Here is a 19,354-nt window from a genome sequence, read left to right as displayed (position 1 = left end):
GTTAGTCCCCCTTTTAATAGGCTACCTGAGGCCTCCAGTTATGCTGGGGGAGACTCACTCTGTTGATTGTGGGAAGTCGACATGCAATACCAAAACATTACGATCGTTCCCGGTCACTTACCGCGCACCTGAAGCCAATGGTGTTGGACCAGTAAGCACCTCTTTCCAGGAGACGGGCGGCGATGGTAACCGGCCCGGCCGTGGCCCAGGAGCCGCCCTTGAGGATATAAACGGCAGCCGTCGGTTTGATATGGCTTGCCGGGTCTTGCCGATATTCCCCGGAAGTCCACTCAAACACATTGCCCAGCAGATCATAAATCCCGAAAGGGCTTGCTGATTTTTTTCCGTAGTGATCCACGGCAGTCGTGCCGCTGTGGCAGGCCCCTTCAAAATTTCCATTATCAGCGCCCCACATATTGCCCCAGGGGAAAAGGCGATCGTCATTGCCACGTGCACCTGTCTCCCACTCTTCTTCTGTAGGCAGGCGTTTCCCTGCCCATGCTGCAAACGACATGGCATCCCTGCGGCTCACCTGGACTACGGGATGATTATGCCGATTCTCAATTGAACTGCCCGGGCCGTCCGGGTGCCGCCAGTTGGCGCCGTTCATACTTTGCGCCATGGCGCTCCTGGTCATGGTAAACAGCTGCCTGCCTGATTCCGGGTCAATGGTGTCGCGGCATTTTCCTTCGACAACAACCCCATAGCCCGCCTGTTCGGCGTCGGTCTCATAGCCGGTATCACGCACGAATAGTTCAAAAAGATCATTGGTGATGGGAAACTGGCCGAGATGAAAACTTTTGAGCAGAACGGTCTTCTTGGGCTGCTCATTTGCTTTTGGGTGCTTACTGCCGATGCTATATCGCCCTTCAGGGATTGTGATGAATTTCGGGGTGAATCGTTCCATGATTTGCGCAATATATTCTTCATGGGATTCATTGAGGGTTTTTGGTGTGTCTGCCAGGGCTTCCTGGGGATTCATGTATTCCGATAAAACTTCAAGAAGCCGTGGTTTATCTGCCGATTCACCGTCTGCGGCAACCCCGGTGGCAGAACCGAGAGCTGCTTTGATTCGTTTGATTTCCTCAAGGGTTTCCTGATCGACTTCCAGAATTTCTTCTTCATCGACCTCCTCAAGGTCTTCGGTTTCAATATCTTCAGCCAGGCTCTCCTCCATGGCATCAGTCGAGACATCTTCGATTTCTTCTGACTCTAGAATTTCCTCGAACCCGTTTGCTTCGGTTGCCTCGAGTTCGGCAGATCCAGTTTCTGCAACTTCGACTTCCTCAATTTCTTCGAATTCTTCAGTCAGTTCTTTCAGGGCTTCATCCTGGATTTCATCCTCTGCTTCGATGATTTCCATGTCTTCTTCCGCCATCCAATCGGGCAGACCCTGGGTCTCTCCTGTATCGGTAACACCTGAATCATGTTCAGTTCCTGCCCAGAACCCAGGACCTGCAGATTCTTCAGATGATTCACCTGCTGCGCCGGGCCCTTCCCCTCCGTCATCCGCGCTGAGGCGTTCAGCATCATCCGGGCCGATTCCATCGGCTTCGGCCACGATGTCCTGGATTTTCTCGAGGGTTTCGTCGTCAACCTCGATGATCTCCTCCTCATAGTCCTCCTGGATATCATCGGTCAGGCTGCTTCCATCAGGGCCTTCGGTTACGGACGGAGTGGATGTCGTCTCCCCGGCAGTCCCCTCATCGGCCAGGGAGACGGATTCTTCGGCAATTGCCTCTACTGGCGTGTCCAGGGTTTCATCAAGAATTTCATCGTCCGCCTCAATGATCTCAACGTCTTCATCCGCCAACCAGTCGAGCGCACGCTGGGTCTCTTCCGCATCGGGAATACCCGAACCAGGTTCAGTTTCTGCCCCGAATCCGTGGCCGGTATCACCGGGAGCTGATCCACCTGCTGCCCCGGAACCTTCATCCCCGCCAGCTGCACCGAATCCTCCAACATTATCCGGGCCGATCCCGTCAGTATCCGCCACGATATCCTGAATTCTCGCAAGTGTTTCATCGTCAACTTCAAGGATTTCCTCTTCCTCGAACTCAGTCTCTTCGAGCTCATCAGCACCTGCTGGGGTTTCCACTCCGGCTTCGGGCTTTCCAATTTCACTTTCCGCGCCAATTGTTTCAATTCCGTCGTCGTCGCCGACCTTAGCGGCAGCGTCATGTTGTGAAGCATCGGAAGACAGAAATTTTTCAGGGTTTTCGGGACCCGATTTTATATCATCGATACCGCCGGTTTTTCCGGCTTCAGAATCTTCAATATTGCCTTGTGCCGTTCCATCAACTGATGCACCGGGTGTGGGCCTCAAATGTATAGTCTCTTTTTCTTCTCCGTCCGGGTAGGAAGGTGTCTGTCCAAGGTCATCCGGGAGGATGTCGACAAGATTCTGTACAACTGATTGTGTGTTCTCAAGTTCTTTGATCAGTTTTTTTACAGCACTGTTGTCTTGTTTTTCAGTTATTTCAGCGAACAGTTTCTTAAAGGATGAAACCATCTCCAGAAGTGATCTGGTCGCTTCTGAGCTGACGTCGATTTGTTTGATTAATGAATCTTTTTTTTCATCGGAGATGGTAAAGAGATTATCTTTGCCGATGGTTATTCCTTCAGGGTTTTTCCCATCTTTGTCCAGTTCTTTAAGAGATTTATTGAGCGAGGACTTGGTGCTGCTGAAATTTTTTCGTTTGGCACGGATTTCTTCTGCAGAATCGATTTCCCAGATGCGGGCGATAAGGATTTCGGTGGGGATGGGGTCGGTGGGGTATGAATCTTCATTCAGGTAGTAGGCGTATACCGCCTCAATGAATTTCGCCTTAAGGGTTCCTGGCCGGAGAGTAAGGCCCTGTATGGCTTCGGTAATTCCTTTGGAGGAGATCTGGATCGGCATCTTACTGCTCCGTGGCCATCTTAATTGCCAACAGTTTTGGACTTGCTGTATTCAAGCAGATAATGGACATACTTTTAAACTGGTGCGACCTAAGGTTATTATCGAACAATTTGTTTAATTTTCTTAAATAAAAATAAAATTCTAGCATGTTTTCTTTATATATTAAACAGTATCCTTTTACTGTATAGTACCGGTCGGACCATTGGGACAAACGGTTTTGAGGAGAAGCGAAACCATAAAGAATCACGGAGAGATCTTTTATGGCAAAAACGGTTGTGATTGTCGATTCTGAGGTTAAGGCGCAAACATTAAGAGCAAACGCAGCTCTTGACATAGAAACAATCCTTCTGCTGTCAACGCCCATGAAGGTATCTTTTGTAGCGTCGGGCGACGAAGAACCGGAAGAAGGAGGTCTGAGTTTTGATTTCGCTCCCACAGAGCAGGCCCGGGAATTTTCTGTGCAATTGCTGGCATCTGCCGCCAGCGGTATTTATCTCGCTCTTGACAACGACCATATGGGAGATTACTGGTCATGGATGATTGCAGGGTTTCTTGCTTCCAAATCAGAGGATTTTCCACCGGCCAGGAGGCTGATGCCTGCTGGGTTGAATCCTGAGGATATCGCCACCGCATTTGAAGAGGCGCAACCCGTCGAAGATACCGGCGGCTGGAATTTTCTGATCAGAACCCTGTTCAGTTCCTGTCTTTCCCGGCATCTGCAAAGACTGATCGGCACAGCATCCGGGCCGGGCGATCTGCAGTTGAACTCATCAAGCCTCACCACCCTTTTTCTCCTGGGCGAACGAAAAAACGAAATCGAACTCTATTCCCCCACCATGAAATGGCAGGTGAGGGTCAATCTTTCTGCTGAACAGGGAGAACTTTTCGCTCGCCTGCAGCACGTGCGGCATCTCAGTGATGATGGCTTCATAGAGGATCCCGACCAGGTAAGAGCCATAGTCAACAGCTTTAAAGAATATCCTTTCACCGTTACATCGGTGAACCGTTCATCCATTGAAATCCCCGCCCCGTCGCCTTATAGACTTCCTGATTTATTACAGGATGCTTTTTTGTTCCACGGTATTTCGCCGAAACAGGCATTCCAGGCGGTTACTGAGTTGTTTGCAGGCGTCGTCATTGACGGCAAACGTCTCGGTTTGATTTCATCATGTCTTCCCATGGATAACGGTGTCACTCTCGGGATGATTGAGAAGATCAGGCAACAGGTTTCCGAATCCTTTGGCAAGGATGCCCTGGGCCGGGGAAATGATGTTGACCCGGACTCCGGGCACATAGTTCCCTTGAAGCCGGAAATCCCGGAAAACGCGGTCAGGCAGGCATCTGGGGAAACGGCATCAAGGATATATTCCTTGATTCGCAACAGGGCTTTGGCAAGCCAGATGATCCCTGCGGCAGGCGAGACTATAGGAGTGGATTTTTCTGCGGGCGAAAACTGCGCGTTTCATGCGAGCATGCGTTCGGTGCATGAAAAAGGCTATCTCCGTGCCTGCCACTCGCCCCAGGAAAAGTCTTTGCTTGACCCCTGTCCTCTTGCCGGGGCAGTGGAAGGGCAGATTTTTTCTCTGTTGAAAATTCTGCCTGAAAAGATCAGTGTCTTTCCTGCGGAACTGTATACCCTTGACAGCCTGTTTGTCGACCTTGCTGATTTTTCAATGATTTTTGACCGGACTGGCGTGGATTTGATCCAACAGCTTCTGGACCTGAAATATATTGAAATCGACCAGGACGGCTATCTGCAATGTCTTGATAGATTGTTCAAGGTCACCGATATTGTCAACAGGGTTTTCCCGACCATGACCGGGATTAATCTTTCTGCCTATATCGAACAGACTGTCGAAGAAGTAGTGAGCGGCCGGAAAGCCCCTGATTTTGCACTCAATCAGTTCGAGCAGACTTTTTACCAGCAGGGCAAGTCTTTGGGGAAGGCAGCCCAATCACAACAGCAGGTGTCTTCCCAGGCAGCGCCGCAAATGCCCAGGCGGCAGCAAACCTCAAGCCGTATTTTTAAGGCGTCTCCATCCGCGCCGCCTCAGAAGCTCCCGTCAAGGGAGATCGAGCCGGCGGAAGTAAAAATCCCCGAGGAAAGTGGGCAAATAGTGGATTCGGCTGATCTGCAAACCGATGAGCTGGCTGCTGTCATTGAAACTGAAGACGCAAGACTTGCGGAAGGGGTGGGCGAAGGACTTGACCAAAAGATGGAAACAGCAAATGCTTCCCTGGAGGATGATATCCAGGGGGGAGATGAACAGGCCGATGAGGTTCAAGTGGCAGGAGCACTCGATGATCTGCCGGCAGAGATGGAAACCGGGCCGGAGCCGGACATGCCCGGCCAGGCGATCAGTCCGGCAACCAAGGAATCAAGAAAATGTCCCCAATGTGCACGGCCTCTTCTGCTGAAGGGGGATAAGTATGGAAAGTTCTGGGCATGCTCGGGTTTTCCAGCGTGCCGGCACACGGAAGCCTTTGTCGGGACACAGGACGAAGGCATGGAGTGTCCTGTGTGTCGCCAAGGCACGGTAATACTTAAGAGGACACCGGCCGGGAAGGATTTTTATGTATGTCCCGAAGATAAATGCGAATTCATGGCCTGGTCAAAACCCCATCCAGTTGTCTGCCCGGCCTGTAGTCTGCCGTATCTCGTGGAAAAGAAAAATATTCGCGGAAAAATTGAACTGCGCTGCCCCAGGGCCGGTTGTAATTACAAACAGTCCTTGTCCGGAGCGGCGGTGCCTGACGACGCAGGCGATGCCTCAGCAGCACCCCAAAAGAAAACAGTAAGGATCAGGAGAGTTCCGGGAGGCGGCGTCAAGAGAAGAGTGGTGGTGCGGCGGAAAAAATAATTACAGTGATTGCCGCCGGGATATTTTCATGCGGCTTGTCATCAGTTTTCTGAGCCGGGCCACCAAACAGGACCCAGCCTGCGAAAAATGTTGAATCCGCCTCCGAGGACGAGGCTGCCAACCCTTCCTGTGCTGTCCAGAAAGCACTGTATCTCATAGGAACGCGTACCGGCATCGCAGATGATGATCAGGGTTTTATCCTCAGGCAATTCCTGAAAGCGCTTCCGAACTTCAACATAGGGCATGGCAATCCAGCGGCCGCCATAGAGGGCGGCGAATTCCCCTGCCTCTTTCGGGTGCCGGATGTCAAGGGCAACCCACTCAGACTCTGATTCAGGATTGTTCATCCAGTGGTCAAAATGTGCTACCCCAACGGTCCGCAGGCGGCCGGCAATATAATTTTCAGCAACATTACCCGTGGCATTAAGCGCATCAAGTGCCGTGGAAAAAGGCGGCGAATATGCCAGGTCCAGGATGCTGAAATCGTCTACGGTTGCGCCTTTTGCAATGAGGCCGGCTGCGGCATCGATTCTGGCAAGAACCGCATCGGACGCGGGGCCGAATCCCTGCAGGCCCAGAACCCTGCCGTTTGATCTGTCGAAGACCATCATTAATGGAATAACCGCCTGGGTGGGAAAGAAATGCGCTCTGTCCGACTGGGCGGTGATTACCGAGGCCGCATCGAAACCTTCGGCCAGGGCAATCTCGAGGCTCAAGCCGGTGGCGCCGATGCAGCACTCAAAGGCCTTCATGATGAAGCTGCCGACAATGCCGTTAAACGTCTTATGGTTTCCGGCAATATTGTCGGCAACGACGCGTCCCTGGCGGTTTGCAAGGGACCCCAGTGGTGCGTAGGATTTACTGCCTGAGACCAGGTGGGTGGTTTCTATGCAGTCGCCGGCGGCGTAAATGTTCGGGTCGGAAGTCTGCAGCCGGTTATTAACCACAATGGCTCCCTGGGGTGAGACCAGCAGGCCGGCATCCAGGGCAAGTTCGCTCCGGGGGCGGACGCCCACCGCCATGATCACAATGTCTGTTTCAAGGGTGCGCTTATCGGTGACCACTCTCGCGACCTTGCCGTTTTCATCGGCTTCGAGTTTTTGAGCACTTTCGTTGGTGTGCACGGTGACGCCGTTTTTCTCAAGATGATGGGTGAGCATTCCGGCAAAAACCGGATCGACAATGCGCGGCAGCAGTTGCGGCATGAATTCGATGATAGTCGTTTCAATGCCCCAGAGGTCGCCGAAGGCCTCGGCCATCTCTACGCCGATGAAGCCGCCGCCGATTATCACTGCGCGGCCGACCTTGCCCTTGGTGAGGCGTTCTTTGATCGCCATGGCCTTGTGCATGTTGTTCACCGTGAAGATGCCGTCAAGGTCGGCGCCGGGAATCGGAATGACATTGGGTTTACTGCCGGTGGCAAGCACCAGTTTGTCATAGGCAAGGGTGCTTTTTTCGGAGGTTATGACATTTTCAATGTGAACCGTTTTTGCTTTCCGGTCGATTGACAGGGCGCGGGTGGAAGTAAGCGCCTTGACGCCTTTGGCATTTTCAAAGAAATCCTCGTCGCGCACCACATGGAAACTCGTGGTGCGTAATTCCTTTTCATCGGTGACATCTCCTGAAACGAAATACGGTATGCCGCAACCGCCATACGAAATGAGATTGTCCTGGTCAATTATTGTGATATCCGCATTGGGCATAAGACGTTTGAGGCGGCTTGCGGTTTTCGGTCCTGCTGCGACTCCGCCGATGATTACTATTTTTTTATTCATTGTATGTCTCATTTATTGGGAGTGGACTTTTCTGGGTGAGTGCCGTGTGTAAGGCCGAAGAGAGAATCTAAAAGAAAAGCCGAAGAATTTCAAGGAGTATGCCGAAAGAATTTCAGGTAATTTTTTTTAAAGTCGGGCGATTTCACCGCAGACTTCAGCAAGATGATTTTCGAGATGCCGGGATATGAACTGGTGTTCCCGGGGGTTTTCTGCAAGGTAGACATCCATCAGGGGCTGGATGATTGCGCTGAAGTCGCTGGCGGTATAGGATTGCAGAATGCCGATTATTTCCTGCGACGAGTAGGGCAGGGACCTTCTCAGGGACTCATGCATTCTGATCCCTTCAATAAATCCTCTGAGGGTTGCCGTGACTGAAAAGTTTCCTGCCCATACGGCTTGGTCGGTGCCTTCAACTTTATCAAGACGGGTACGGACGGTAAGATGCAGAAAGAAAATCAGCAGGGAGAGCAGTGGGAAATGGGGGGAGTCGTTTTCAAGTTCAATGATCTGCCGGTAATCACGGGCCGTAGTGAGTTTGACGGCGGTTGTTCCGTTATTGTCACGAATAATAAAATCCCCTGCAGCATGATGCCATGGGTGGATCTGTTTGCCGGTATTGAAATCGTAATACACGGTAAGGATTAGGGCTACCTGGCGGAAAATTTCAGTTTGCTCTCCTTCCGTAGCAATCCTGTTTCCCTTTGTATTGTCCCATATCTTGATTGCTTCTCCATCGGCGGTAAGATGCCATTCGTGATAATCCTCGAACCACTCGGAAGCAACGAGGTTTAAAATTTCTGTCTGCTGCTGGCTGCCGCAGTCCAGGGATCCTTTACAATATATTCGAGGTATAAAGGATGGTCCGTGGGTCTCCCCCAGAGACTCAAGGACGGCGGTATCTCTGATCAGCGTTTCTTTTCCCTGGGCGGTGATGGCTGAGCTGATGGCGAATTTTTCACGTGTTGACGGAGAGACGATTTCAGCGCTGGCGATATGATAGAGGGCGCCGTGTTTTTCGGTGCGCAGGAATATTGTCTGTATATCTGCCATGGCAAGAGAGGGTTTAAGCTCTGAAAGAATTATGTCGAGGTTTTGTTGAATAAAAGCAGCAAGTGTTTTGAAATAATCGCCAAGGGTTAAACAGGGATGAGTCTCTCCGGGGTTCAGTATCAGAGGCCGGGTCCGGTGCTGCTGATCAACGGGGATGTCACCGTTGGGGGAAGAAAAAAGAAATATGAACCGCATGATGGATTATCTGAATTTGATGGAATTGGATGGTTCTACCGTAATGGCTGATAAGTGAAACAAGTCACGGCTATAACTTCAATCTTTCCAGCTGTCAATGAAAAGGGCTATGTGGAATCTATTGAAAGTACCAGGCGATCCCGGTGAGCATGCACCGATCAGAGAATATATTTAATAACAGGTGAAAAATATTTGTTATTAATAAGTAGGTAATATCGAACCCTTGAATTCTCCGCTGCGTTACGCAGTCAGTGTTTTCAAGATTTCCCCCATCTTTTTATTTTTTGTTGACAAACATATATTTGACGGATATTGTCTGCTGATTAAAAATGAATGAGTATTCAATTAGTGGTTTTTCTTGAGTTTTCATAGGCTTTAAGTCAGCGAACTTGTGGAAAATCTTTAATGAAATAGGTGGTATACCTTCAGGGATGCCATAATGTTGGAATTGTTTTTTAGGTTATTTATTATTCAAAACCAATAATTTTTTAAGGAGGAAAGAGAATGCCAAAGCATGATACGCCCCTCTTGGACCAATTAGAGAGTGGTCCATGGCCGAGTTTTGTAACCGACCTGAAACGGATGGCAAAAAAGAAAGATCAGTGCTGGGATATTTTGGGCCAGCTGGAACTTTCTTTTAAAGACAAAATTACTCATTGGAAGCACGGCGGCATCGTCGGTGTATTCGGATACGGCGGTGGTGTTATCGGTCGTTATTCCGATTCTCCGGCTAAGTTCCCTGGTGTTGCTCATTTCCATACAGTACGTTTGAACCAGCCGTCCAGTAAGTACTACTCAACGGAAATTCTTCGCAAAATCTGTGACATGTGGGAAAAACGCGGTAGCGGTATGACCAATATGCATGGTTCAACCGGTGACCTCGTACTTCTTGGTACCACCACTGATCAGCTTGAGCCGATTTTCTGGGACGCCACGCATGAATTGAAGATGGATCTTGGTGGCTCCGGTGGTAACCTGCGGACTCCTTCCTGCTGTCTTGGTAAATCACGTTGCGAATGGGCATGTTATGACACTCAGGCTGCATGTCATAATATCACCATGACTTATCAGGACGAGTTGCATCGTCCGGCTTTCCCGTACAAATTCAAAACCAAATTTTCCGGATGCCCCAATGACTGTGTTGCTGCTATTGCCCGTTCGGACATGGCTGTTATCGGTAACTGGAGAGACAGCATCCGCATTGATCAGGCCGCAGTAAAAAGTTACATGAAAGGCGATTTCCCTTCTAACGGCGGTGCGCATGCCGGCCGTGATTGGGGCCCATTCGATATCCAGAAAGAAGTTATCGACCTTTGCCCCACCGGTTGCATGTGGATGGAAGGCGATAAACTGAAAATAGACAACAGCGAATGTACCCGCTGCATGCATTGCATCAACGTAATGCCTCGCGCGCTTCGCCCAGGTAAGGATCAAGGCGCGACAATTCTTTTTGGAGCAAAAGCCCCGATCCTTGACGGCGCCCAGATCGCTACCATGGTCGTTCCTTTTATCAAAATGGACCTTGAGAATGAATTCGCAGAGTATAAGGAAATTATTGAAAAGGCATGGGACTGGTGGATGGAGCATGGCAAAAACCGTGAGCGTATCGGTGAGTCCATTCAGCGTATTGGTCTGCCGGCTTTCCTTGCTATCATGGAAATCACGCCCATTCCTCAGCATATCAGAGAGCCTCGTTCCAATCCTTACGTTTTTTGGAAGGACGAAGAAGTTGAAGGCGGCTTTGAGCGCAGTGTTGCGGAATTCAGAAAAAAACATAAGATGTAAGCAGTCTTTGGTTCATTAACTGAAAGTTAAATTACGATTTAATGATATAAGGAGGTAATACGATGGGCTATGATCCAGAAAATCCGATGAAGGACAGGATAACAGATATTGGTCCCCAGCATTATGCGCAATATTTTCCGCCGGTCATCAAGAAAAACTTCGGAAAATGGCTTTACCATGAGATCATTCAACCAGGTGTTCTTAAACATGTCAGTGAAACCGGCGACGAATGCTACACCGTTCGCGTGGGTTGCGCTCGACTGATCAGTGTTATGATGATTCGTGACTACTGTGATATCGCTGACAAACACGCTGACGGCGTCATGCGTTACACCACCAGGAACAACGTGGAATTCATGGTTGACAGTGCTGCCAAGGTTAAGCCTCTGCTTGATGCTTGCGCCAAACATGGCAGTATGCCAGTCGGCGGCACCGGTGCCGGTGTAACCAATATCGTTCATACCCAGGGTTGGGTACATTGCCATACCCCTGCAACCGACGCTTCAGGTGTTGTTAAAGCTGTTATGGATGAACTGTTTGATTATTTCACCAGCATGAAACTGCCGGCGCAGGTTCGTGTTGCTCTTGCCTGCTGTCTGAATATGTGTGGTGCGGTGCATTGTTCTGATATCGCTATCCTCGGTGTTCATCGTAAGCCGCCGATGATTGATCACGATACCATTACAGCAGTCTGCGAGTTGCCCCTGGCAATCTCTGCTTGTCCTCTTGGAGCGGTTAAACCTGCCAAGGGCATCAACAGCAAGGGTGAGGAAGTAAAATCCGTAGCTGTTAATAATGATCGCTGCATGTTCTGCGGTAACTGTTATACCATGTGTCCGGCTATGCCTCTGGCAGATCCAGACGGTGACGGAATTGCAATCCTGGTTGGTGGCAAAATCTCCAACTCCAGATCAACTCCAAAATTCTCCAAAATGGTTATTCCGTTTTTGCCCAACACCCCGCCTCGTTGGCCAGAGACTGTTGCTGCAGTAAAGAACATTCTCGAAACATATGCTAAAGATGCTAAAAAGTATGAGCGTGTTGGTGAATGGGCTGAGAGAATTGGCTGGGAGAAGTTCTTTGAAAAGTGCAACATTCCGTTCACTGATAAGAGCATTGATGATTACCGTCTGGCATATGATACCTGGCGGACCACCACCCAGTTTAAATACACAAGCCATATTAAGTAAACCTTTACTAAGGGAGTTATGTCATGGCTGATAATATTAACGAGGAACTCAAAGCTGCAATTTTAGATCTGTTATTGACTGCCAAAAAACCGCAACTGTATCTCAAGGATATGCAGACAAAGGTCGGTGATTTCAAGCCACGCGAGATCAAGAATGCGGCAAATCAATTAGTTAAAGACGGCCTTGTTGAATTCTGGTCAAGTGGCAGCAGCACAATGTACGCTGCTAAGGGCCGAGGCCAGAGCGAAGAAAAATAAGTCCGGAAACAGCGGATTTAGAGTATGTTGATTCATAAGGCGCAAGGGGATAAATTATCCCCTTGCGCCTTTTTTTATGCATTATTAGTCTATGTCTGAGTTGAGGGATTTTCTGCCCGGGTATGTACCGATCTATTCCAGCAATGGCTTTCAGTAAATCCTCAACACACGGGAAAATGCCTGGGTTTTTTAAAAAAACTCATTGCACAAGATTTCAGCACATCTTTTTATTATTGAATCGCTGGATGTTGGCTATTTGTACCTTATAAGTAATTTTCGTGTTTTTTACACCCGTCAAGCGAGTACTGAACTGAGTGGCAAGACTTTTAATAACTAGTTTGATTCTAATAAGTTACACCTACTGTTAAGGTACTTATCCAGGGCCTTTATTTATTTCCAGTAAATCTGGGTTAGAGAGTGGCGCTGAGAGTAAATCTACAAGGCCCAGTATTTTTTTGCTAAGGGAGTTTCAATTAGCTATTCCAGCTCTTTTCACCTTGAATTGAAATAAATCATTATCCGAAAATGCAAGAAATATTCAAAAAATACCACTCTCTTCTCGAAGCAGTGAATTCATCTTTTGCGCAGATCAAAGGGGCTTTCCCGCAGGAAGTGCATTGTCGGCCAGGTTGTGTTGACTGCTGCAATGCCTGCTTTGATATCAGCTTTATCGAAGCGGTGTATATCAGGATGAATATGGACAACGTTTTCACGGAATCAGCTGAGCGGCAGCGACTTTTTGAGCGTGCTGATCAGGCAAAAAAACAATTTGAATCAAAGCTGAATTCTGTTGAGGACGAAATAAGCCGGCAAGATCTCCTTGAGAAATTTTCCCTGTGGCGGGTACAATGCCCATTGCTCAACGATCAGGGGGAGTGCGCCATGTATGAATGGCGCCCTGTAACCTGCAGAGTCTATGGCCTGCCAACGGCAATCAATGGCAAGGGGCATGTCTGCGGCTTATCAGGTTTTAATAAGGGAGAAATGTATCCCACAGTTAAGCTCGATACTATTTTTGACCACCTGCTGAAATTATCAAGCACTCTGGGGGTTAATTATCCGGGCATCCCGGAAGAAAGGGGAAGCAAGCGGTTTCATATCCATGAAGCATTGACCATGGACCTTGATCCGGGATTTGAGGGTGATTTATAGATTTGTTGCCCTGGGATGACAGGATCCAAGAGCCGATTTGTCTTGAACTATTAAAGTGTTTTTTATCCGAACTGGCCCGGAAGGGGAGCAGAGGATGGTGGTTCTCCAGAGGTTAAGGCAATTCGCAGACTCCTGACAAACTGCTTTGAACCTCACAGTGGAGCGTATCTGTATTCTCAACCTATTTGGTGCATAAACTATTGTGGTTGACCGGCCAATTCAGTGGCCTTATTCAGGAATATTTGAGCCTGATTCGGATGACCGTAATTGTTGTGGATTGAAGCGGCAGTATTGTATGCGTCAATGGCTTTATCTTTTTCATTGGTTTCAACATAAAGCTCGGCAATTTTTTCAAGCATTTCAACGATGAGACCAGGGTTTTTCCAGTCACTGAAAGTGTCGAATAATTCGAAGTAAATTTTTAATGTTTCCTGGTGTTGTCCAAGGCTAAGGTAGGATACTGCCATTTTTTTCTGTAAGGAAATAACGCTGGCCGCGTCTTTAAGGCGATCGCAGATATCAAAAGCCCGTCTATAATGTTCAAGGGCTTTCTGGTATTCATTTCTTTCCTGGCAGATATCACCGAGTTTGTCACTGGCGTTGGCTACACCGGATTCATTATTGCTTTGTTCAAAACCGATTAAGGCATTATGAAAGGCATTGGCGGCTAGGGCCGTGTCTAAGTCCGAGTGGAATTTCTGGCCTTGTTCGTAATCTTCCTGGGCAGGATCTTTTGGTTTTAGTTCTTCAGCGGTTTCCTGATTAAGTTTTTTTTCACTCATTATTTTTTATCTCCTTGACGATTAATTGAGTCCAGAGCTTGTTTGGCTAAAGCTGCTACGGTGGTTTCTGTTTGTTCACCTGCTTCATAATAGGTGAAGGAAGAAGAGTCAACGGTGAGTTTCTCAATGGTGCTTGTTGCTTCTTTTGCGGTGATACGGTCACATAATATCAGTGTAAGGCCGCGAACCAGCGCATCGGGATGCATAAGGTGATTGAGCAGCGGATAGAACGAGATGCTGCGGATCAGGTCCGGTCTGGTCTTGGCAATTTTTCCAAGGGACCAAAGAACCAGCGGCAGGGTCGCCGGATCATCAAGATAATTTAAAAGATGTCGCGTAAAGGCCCCGAAAATATCGGTCCGTTCGCCGATGATTGAGCCAATGGTTTCAATGGCTCCCCAGCTTGAGGCTGCGGAGTCAGAGCATGCGGCGAACAATCGGTGCAACAGATCACTGACTTTGCCGGGTTGGCGGGTAGCCAGACGGGCGCAGACTTTGCCGATGACATGAGCTGTTTTCCAGCGCAGGACATCGTCAGGAGTGTAGAGTATGCGCTGGAGGAATCGCAGGGTTTTTGTGTCGTCGAAAACAAGATCCACGAGCCCGTCAATATCTCCGGCCGCTGCCATTTCCTGGATGATTTTTTTGTCGGCCCGCTTCTTTTTACGTTTAGGGTCTCGGGTGGGTTCCAGGTCCGGGATGGTATTTTTCCTGTCGGAAGAGCTTGGATTGTAATCCTTATTCTGTGATCGGGCGGCGATCTCGCTGATATCTTTGTGGAGGCGGATAAAGTAAATGACACCTTTGACTTTTCTGCCGTCGAGATTTTTTGTTTCAATCACCTGATTGGTAATTTCATCGTAATTTTCAAGTCGACCGGTCAGGTAATCCGTTTCAGGGATCAGTTCCCACGCAAGGTCCCAGTCGTCATTGCAGGCGTTAACCATGCATTCGACTATTGCTGCTCCAACATTGAAGCCGGTTGGATCGCAACTGTATACGGCGCCGCACTGACAACTGCCCTCAGTAAATTCACCAAGCTTTCGATTTTTAGAGGGGCGGGGCTTGGCAATGGTCTGGCCACAAAAAACGCACCAGGGTTTGGTTTTAATAGCTGATTTTGCCATGACTTACTGGAGCGCCTCTTTGATTGCAGCAGTAAATCTTGGGTCAACGGCATAGCCCATTTCAAGGGCCTTGTCAGCATGGACCTTGGCTTTTTTGTAATCCTTATTGTAATAGAGAGCTACTGCCAGGTTGTTGTGAGCCATGGGGAAATCAGGGTCCAGGGCAACACCCTGTAATGCTGCTTTCAGGGCCTCTTCGTTGTTTTCTGCAATAATGTACGCAACGGAAAGGTTGACCCAGGCATTAACCATTTTTGGATTGTGTCTTGTGGCTTCAGTGTAGGCGTTAATAGCTTTGTTGTTTTCGCCTCGCTGCTGGCGGATAAGCCCGATGTTTGCGTGGGCCTGGGCGGTCTTGGGGGAGATTGCCAGCGCCGCCTCGTTTGCAGCAAGGGCCTTGTCGATTTCGCCGATTTCAAAATATATTGCACCCAGGTTTACATAGGGTTCAGCGGAAAGCGGATCGATTTCAGTTGATTTCTGAAATTCGATGATTGCCTCGTCGATCCTTCCAGCTTTTTTGTAAACCAGGGCAAGGTGGTGGCGGGCTATGAAGGAGTTCGGCTTCTCGTCGCGTTTTTTCTCAAGCTCTTCTATTACACTTGAAATATCATCCTGTGCTTTTTTGTCAGTCATTGTTCCTGTCCTCTTTTGACCTACTGATTAGTTCCGGAAAACGGATATTTTTTTCACCTGCCGCACATAGGAATTGAAGGATTTAATGGATAATACCGCAGGTGGTTGCGTTGACTCAACAAGACCGGTAAAACTACCATAAGAAGGGGGGTTAGTCAAAAGATTTGGTGGGCGATAATAAAAATGTGGTATATGTTTTTTGCGATTTCAAAGTTCATGTCTGTGATGCAGCAAAAAAAAAAACGCAAAAAAATTTTTCATGGCCTTCTTGACTTGACAGGACAGGTGTTTCAGTGGTCATTTCAGTGTATTATTTTTCACTGGCCAGGGTCAGGCAATCAAGCGGGCCGGATAGAGTAAAAAATGGATCAAGCTATCAAATCGACATCTAAAGGAATTATCGTAGCCGGGCTTGGTGGCGGCTCAGGGAAAAGCGTTGTGGCCGTAGGGTTGGTTGCAGCCTTGACCAAAGAGGGGCACCGTGTTGTAGCGTTTAAGAAGGGGCCCGACTATATTGACAGCGGCTGGCTGTCACTTGCCGCCGGCAGGCCGTGCTATAATCTTGACCCATATCTGATGAGCCGGGAGGTCCTTGAAGAGTCTTTTTTCCGTCATTCGGCCAGTGCCGATTTGGTCATTATGGAAGGAAATAGGGGGCTGTTTGACGGCGTCGATGTAAAGGGCTCCTTCAGTACTGCCGAGCTTGCAATCACTCTTGAACTTCCTGTTCTGCTGGTTGTTGACTGTACCAAAACGACCAGAACGATTGCTGCTCTGGTGCTTGGCTGCCGGGAGTTTGACCGGCGGGTCAATATCTGTGGTGTTGTTTTAAACCGGGTCGGCACTTCCCGCCACGAGGCGATTGTAAGAGAATCAGTTGAAAAATACACCGGTATCCCGGTGCTGGGTGCAATTCATCGTTCCCGGCATGACGTATTTCCTCAAAGGCATCTGGGTGTGACCCCGGGGCCGGAACACCGGGATGCGCCGGATGCCGTTGCCACGCTTGCCAGGCGCGCCGAAGAGTCCCTTGATCTTGATGGAATCAAGCAAATGATGGCTGATTTCACGATTCCGGAAAAATATCTGCCGACACCGGAAGCCATCAAGCCGCCGAGGGATGGAAAAAAGGATGTGCGTATCGGCATTATCCGGGACGAGGCATTTCAGTTTTATTATCAGGAAAATTTCGAAGCGCTGGAAGCGCAGGGCGCCCAGCTGGTTGAAATCAACGCGTTACACGAAAGAGAGCTTCCTGAAATTGATGCCCTCTATATTGGCGGGGGTTTTCCTGAAACCAGTGTCCGCGAACTTTCCGCAAATATTTCATTCAGGGAGTCGGTAAAGAATAAAGCCCGTGCTGGGTTGCCGATTTATGCTGAATGCGGCGGCCTGATCTATCTTGGCGAGCACTTGGAGTATGAAGGTGAAACCCATCCGCTGGTCGGTATCTTCCCGGTGGATTTCAAGATTGAAGATAAGCCTCAGGCCCATGGATATACTGTCCTGAAGGCAACCCAGGTCAATCCCTTTTATGCAGTCTCCACGGAGATCAGCGGCCATGAATTCCGTTATAGCAGGGTCACCAGATGGGATGGAAATCCCGAGGATCTGGTCTTCCGGGTGGCAAGAGGTGTGGGGCTGGCCGGCGGCCGGGAGGGACTTGTTTTTAAAAATGTCCTGGCTCTCTACACCCATATTCATGCTGTTGCTACACCACAATGGGCAGCAGGTCTTGTTGAAAAAGCAAGGCAGTGTAAACGGCTAAAGAAAAATTTCTAAAATTATCCGACAGGCTCCTGGCCCGAGTTGTGAGCAGTCTTGAAGAAGAACCAGCTTAACTATTTTGTTGTGTTAACTTATTGTTTTTCATGTATTTTCCCGGATAAGGTTTGCACAAGGAGGATGAATAGATTTTTTGAGACGATTGTTCCTCCTTCCGGCAAGACGATACATCCGAATAGCCTTCAATGTAAGGCTTCTATGCTTGTGAAATTTCCGGGTTTGCTCCGTACCCCAAGTATGGTGAGCATCTTTGAGCCTTGAAGTTCAGGCTTATCTGTATATTCAATCTGCCTGTCTCGTGAGGTATCCGGCAAACGGCCTTCTGTTGCCCCTCAAATAATTGTTCCCGCCCTGGTCCCTTTTTCCCCGTTAACATTTAACTGAATCATGAAAAACGGTTGATACCCGAGGTGTTTCCCGTTGCATGGTGCGGCTCGCCAGGAAGTACCACATTGTGGTATGAAAAAAATAAGTTCAGGGTTGTTTTTCAAGAGGGTATGAGGTATAATCTAGGTATTGTAACTCCTTAGTATTTCAACATAAGTGAGACATCACTCATTTTGACCCGGGCAGGAATGTGGAAATCATGGAATCCTGGATATTTGATTGAGTGGACGTTCGTTTCGAATCATTCTGAGGAAGGTAAAATGAAGAAATACAGATGCTCCAGCTGCGGCCATGAAAGTTCCAGCGCCAAGCCGTTTTGCCCTGAATGCCGCACGATGTATACTAATTTCCGTGAGATGAAAATGCGGGAGCGAATTGCGAGATATACAGGTATTTTCCCGATATTGGGAATTTTTTTGGGGGCGCTTGCCGCACCAGCCCTGGGGCTTGATAAACCCATTGTCGCTCTGGCCGGGATCTTGCTCCTGCCAATGATCGGTTATCCGATTACCCGTTTTGCGTTCATGAAAATATCTAAGGAAAAGAAATATCGGTCGGAATGTCATTGACCCGGATGCCCCTTAATTAAAGGGGCTTTTCCGGATGAAAGCTAATTAGGTTTTGTTCCCAGCGCCTTTATCTCGATCATTTTTTTGTTATGCTCTCCCGGGGCGGGTTCCACCCAGTGGATGAATGCCTCTTTGACCCTTGTATAAGCGCCATCGTCTTCTTTGCACTTATCGCATATGCTTTGTGCCGAATCCCGGTAAATAATGACCTTACTAGCCGGTTCGCCGTTTGCAGCCACCGCCGCCATCTTCCTGCAGCCGCATTGTAGCCTGACTACCGCAACACCCACTGCATCCGGACTGCCTTCAATGATACCTTCGATCATCGCCTCTTCGGATTTTATTGCTGCCAGGGCGGCTTCTTTTTTTTTCTTGTCTGGTTTGAGTTTCATTATTATCCACTGTTATTGCTGGTTGTTAAGAGTGTTAATCCCAGGCATCGTAAAAGATCATTTGCTTCAGGTCAACAGGAATCAATAATTTGAAGCGTGCGGAACTGAAAAAAGATCGGATTAAGCCCCGTGGCAGGAAAGTACCTGCAAGAGGCATGGACTCCGCGCTGCGAGCAATGTTTCTGGACCACTCGTTTCAGCACTCCACTTGAGTGGGATAAGCGCTTTGCTTTGCAGGTTCAGCAGGTTCAGCAGGTTGGGAAACGTAACAGGGTCCTGTTGGCAACAGGATTGTCGGTTTCGTGAAAACTGCGAGATCAAAGTGGGTCTCGTTGTAACTGGTTGATTTGCGGAGTGGTTTTGAAGCTTTTCTGAGTAGTTTTTTGTCAGGCGCAGTTGGCGTATATTGGTGTCTCGCAGATAAATGGAGTGAGGTGGGGGCTTAGAGTTCGCTTGCCTGCAGGTTCGTTAAATTGCTAAGCAATCTTGCGCCATTTCTTGCTTGACAT

14 protein-coding genes are annotated in these 19,354 nt (G+C 48.7%); 7 read left to right on the top strand and 7 right to left on the bottom strand.

The window, feature by feature from the left end:
• Positions 1-97 precede the first annotated feature (97 nt).
• Entirely contained in the window at positions 98-2,902 is a 2,805-nt protein-coding gene (locus KKE17_09620; protein ID MBU1710249.1) for a formylglycine-generating enzyme family protein, read from the bottom strand.
• Positions 2,903-3,162: 260 nt separating this feature from the next.
• Here KKE17_09620 and KKE17_09615 point away from each other — a divergent pair, with 260 nt between their 5' ends.
• Positions 3,163-5,763 carry a topoisomerase DNA-binding C4 zinc finger domain-containing protein gene (locus KKE17_09615; GenBank protein ID MBU1710248.1) on the top strand — a complete coding sequence of 867 codons (2,601 nt, stop codon included), beginning with the start codon at positions 3,163-3,165 and terminating at the stop codon, positions 5,761-5,763.
• 41 nt (positions 5,764-5,804) lie between these two features.
• On the opposite strand, the gene KKE17_09610 is transcribed toward KKE17_09615, so the two are convergent.
• Positions 5,805-7,538, bottom strand: coding sequence for an FAD-dependent oxidoreductase (locus KKE17_09610; GenBank protein MBU1710247.1), 1,734 nt, complete (start codon positions 7,536-7,538; stop codon positions 5,805-5,807).
• Between the two features lie 126 nt (positions 7,539-7,664).
• The gene (locus KKE17_09605) at positions 7,665-8,783 is read right to left on the bottom strand and encodes a hypothetical protein (protein ID MBU1710246.1); all 1,119 of its coding nucleotides are present in this window, start codon (positions 8,781-8,783) and stop codon (positions 7,665-7,667) included.
• 504 nt (positions 8,784-9,287) lie between these two features.
• Between KKE17_09605 and dsrA the strand changes: the two genes are divergently transcribed.
• The 4 genes from dsrA to KKE17_09585 all read left to right on the top strand — a co-directional run bounded on the left by dsrA (position 9,288) and on the right by KKE17_09585 (position 13,167).
• Entirely contained in the window at positions 9,288-10,568 is a 1,281-nt protein-coding gene (gene dsrA, locus KKE17_09600) for a dissimilatory-type sulfite reductase subunit alpha (protein ID MBU1710245.1), read from the top strand.
• 62 nt (positions 10,569-10,630) lie between these two features.
• Positions 10,631-11,758, top strand: coding sequence for a dissimilatory-type sulfite reductase subunit beta (gene dsrB, locus KKE17_09595; protein MBU1710244.1), 1,128 nt, complete (start codon positions 10,631-10,633; stop codon positions 11,756-11,758).
• A gap of 23 nt (positions 11,759-11,781) precedes the next feature.
• Positions 11,782-12,015, top strand: coding sequence for a dissimilatory sulfite reductase D family protein (locus tag KKE17_09590; protein ID MBU1710243.1), 234 nt, complete (start codon positions 11,782-11,784; stop codon positions 12,013-12,015).
• 525 nt (positions 12,016-12,540) lie between these two features.
• Positions 12,541-13,167, top strand: coding sequence for a YkgJ family cysteine cluster protein (locus KKE17_09585; GenBank protein MBU1710242.1), 627 nt, complete (start codon positions 12,541-12,543; stop codon positions 13,165-13,167).
• 197 nt (positions 13,168-13,364) lie between these two features.
• Here KKE17_09585 and KKE17_09580 read toward each other — a convergent pair whose 3' ends face one another.
• The 3 genes from KKE17_09580 to KKE17_09570 are packed head-to-tail and all read right to left on the bottom strand — an operon-like array spanning position 13,365 to position 15,712.
• Positions 13,365-13,949: a tetratricopeptide repeat protein gene (locus KKE17_09580; protein MBU1710241.1), complete on the bottom strand. Its 585-nt coding sequence runs from the start codon at positions 13,947-13,949 to the stop codon at positions 13,365-13,367.
• Complete coding sequence (locus tag KKE17_09575) at positions 13,949-15,076, bottom strand: PBS lyase (protein ID MBU1710240.1); 1,128 nt, start codon at positions 15,074-15,076, stop codon at positions 13,949-13,951. Before KKE17_09575 ends, KKE17_09580 begins: the two co-directional genes overlap by 1 nt.
• Positions 15,077-15,079: 3 nt before the next feature.
• On the bottom strand, positions 15,080-15,712 hold the full coding sequence (locus tag KKE17_09570; protein ID MBU1710239.1) for a tetratricopeptide repeat protein: 633 nt from the start codon (positions 15,710-15,712) through the stop codon (positions 15,080-15,082).
• Between the two features lie 363 nt (positions 15,713-16,075).
• On the opposite strand from KKE17_09570, the gene KKE17_09565 reads away from it, so the two are divergent.
• Both KKE17_09565 and KKE17_09560 read left to right on the top strand, forming a co-directional pair.
• Positions 16,076-17,494, top strand: a complete 1,419-nt coding sequence (locus tag KKE17_09565) for a cobyrinate a,c-diamide synthase (protein ID MBU1710238.1) — start codon at positions 16,076-16,078, stop codon at positions 17,492-17,494.
• A gap of 650 nt (positions 17,495-18,144) precedes the next feature.
• Positions 18,145-18,453, top strand: coding sequence for a hypothetical protein (locus KKE17_09560; protein ID MBU1710237.1), 309 nt, complete (start codon positions 18,145-18,147; stop codon positions 18,451-18,453).
• A gap of 41 nt (positions 18,454-18,494) precedes the next feature.
• Here KKE17_09560 and KKE17_09555 read toward each other — a convergent pair whose 3' ends face one another.
• A complete protein-coding gene (locus tag KKE17_09555; GenBank protein MBU1710236.1) occupies positions 18,495-18,845 on the bottom strand; it encodes a hypothetical protein in 351 nt (116 codons plus the stop codon).
• Positions 18,846-19,354: the final 509 nt, after the last annotated feature.

The sequence above is a fragment of the Pseudomonadota bacterium genome, assembly GCA_018823135.1.
Lineage (GTDB): Bacteria > Desulfobacterota > Desulfobulbia > Desulfobulbales > CALZHT01 > JAHJJF01.
This window is presented reverse-complemented; position numbering and strand designations above follow the sequence as displayed.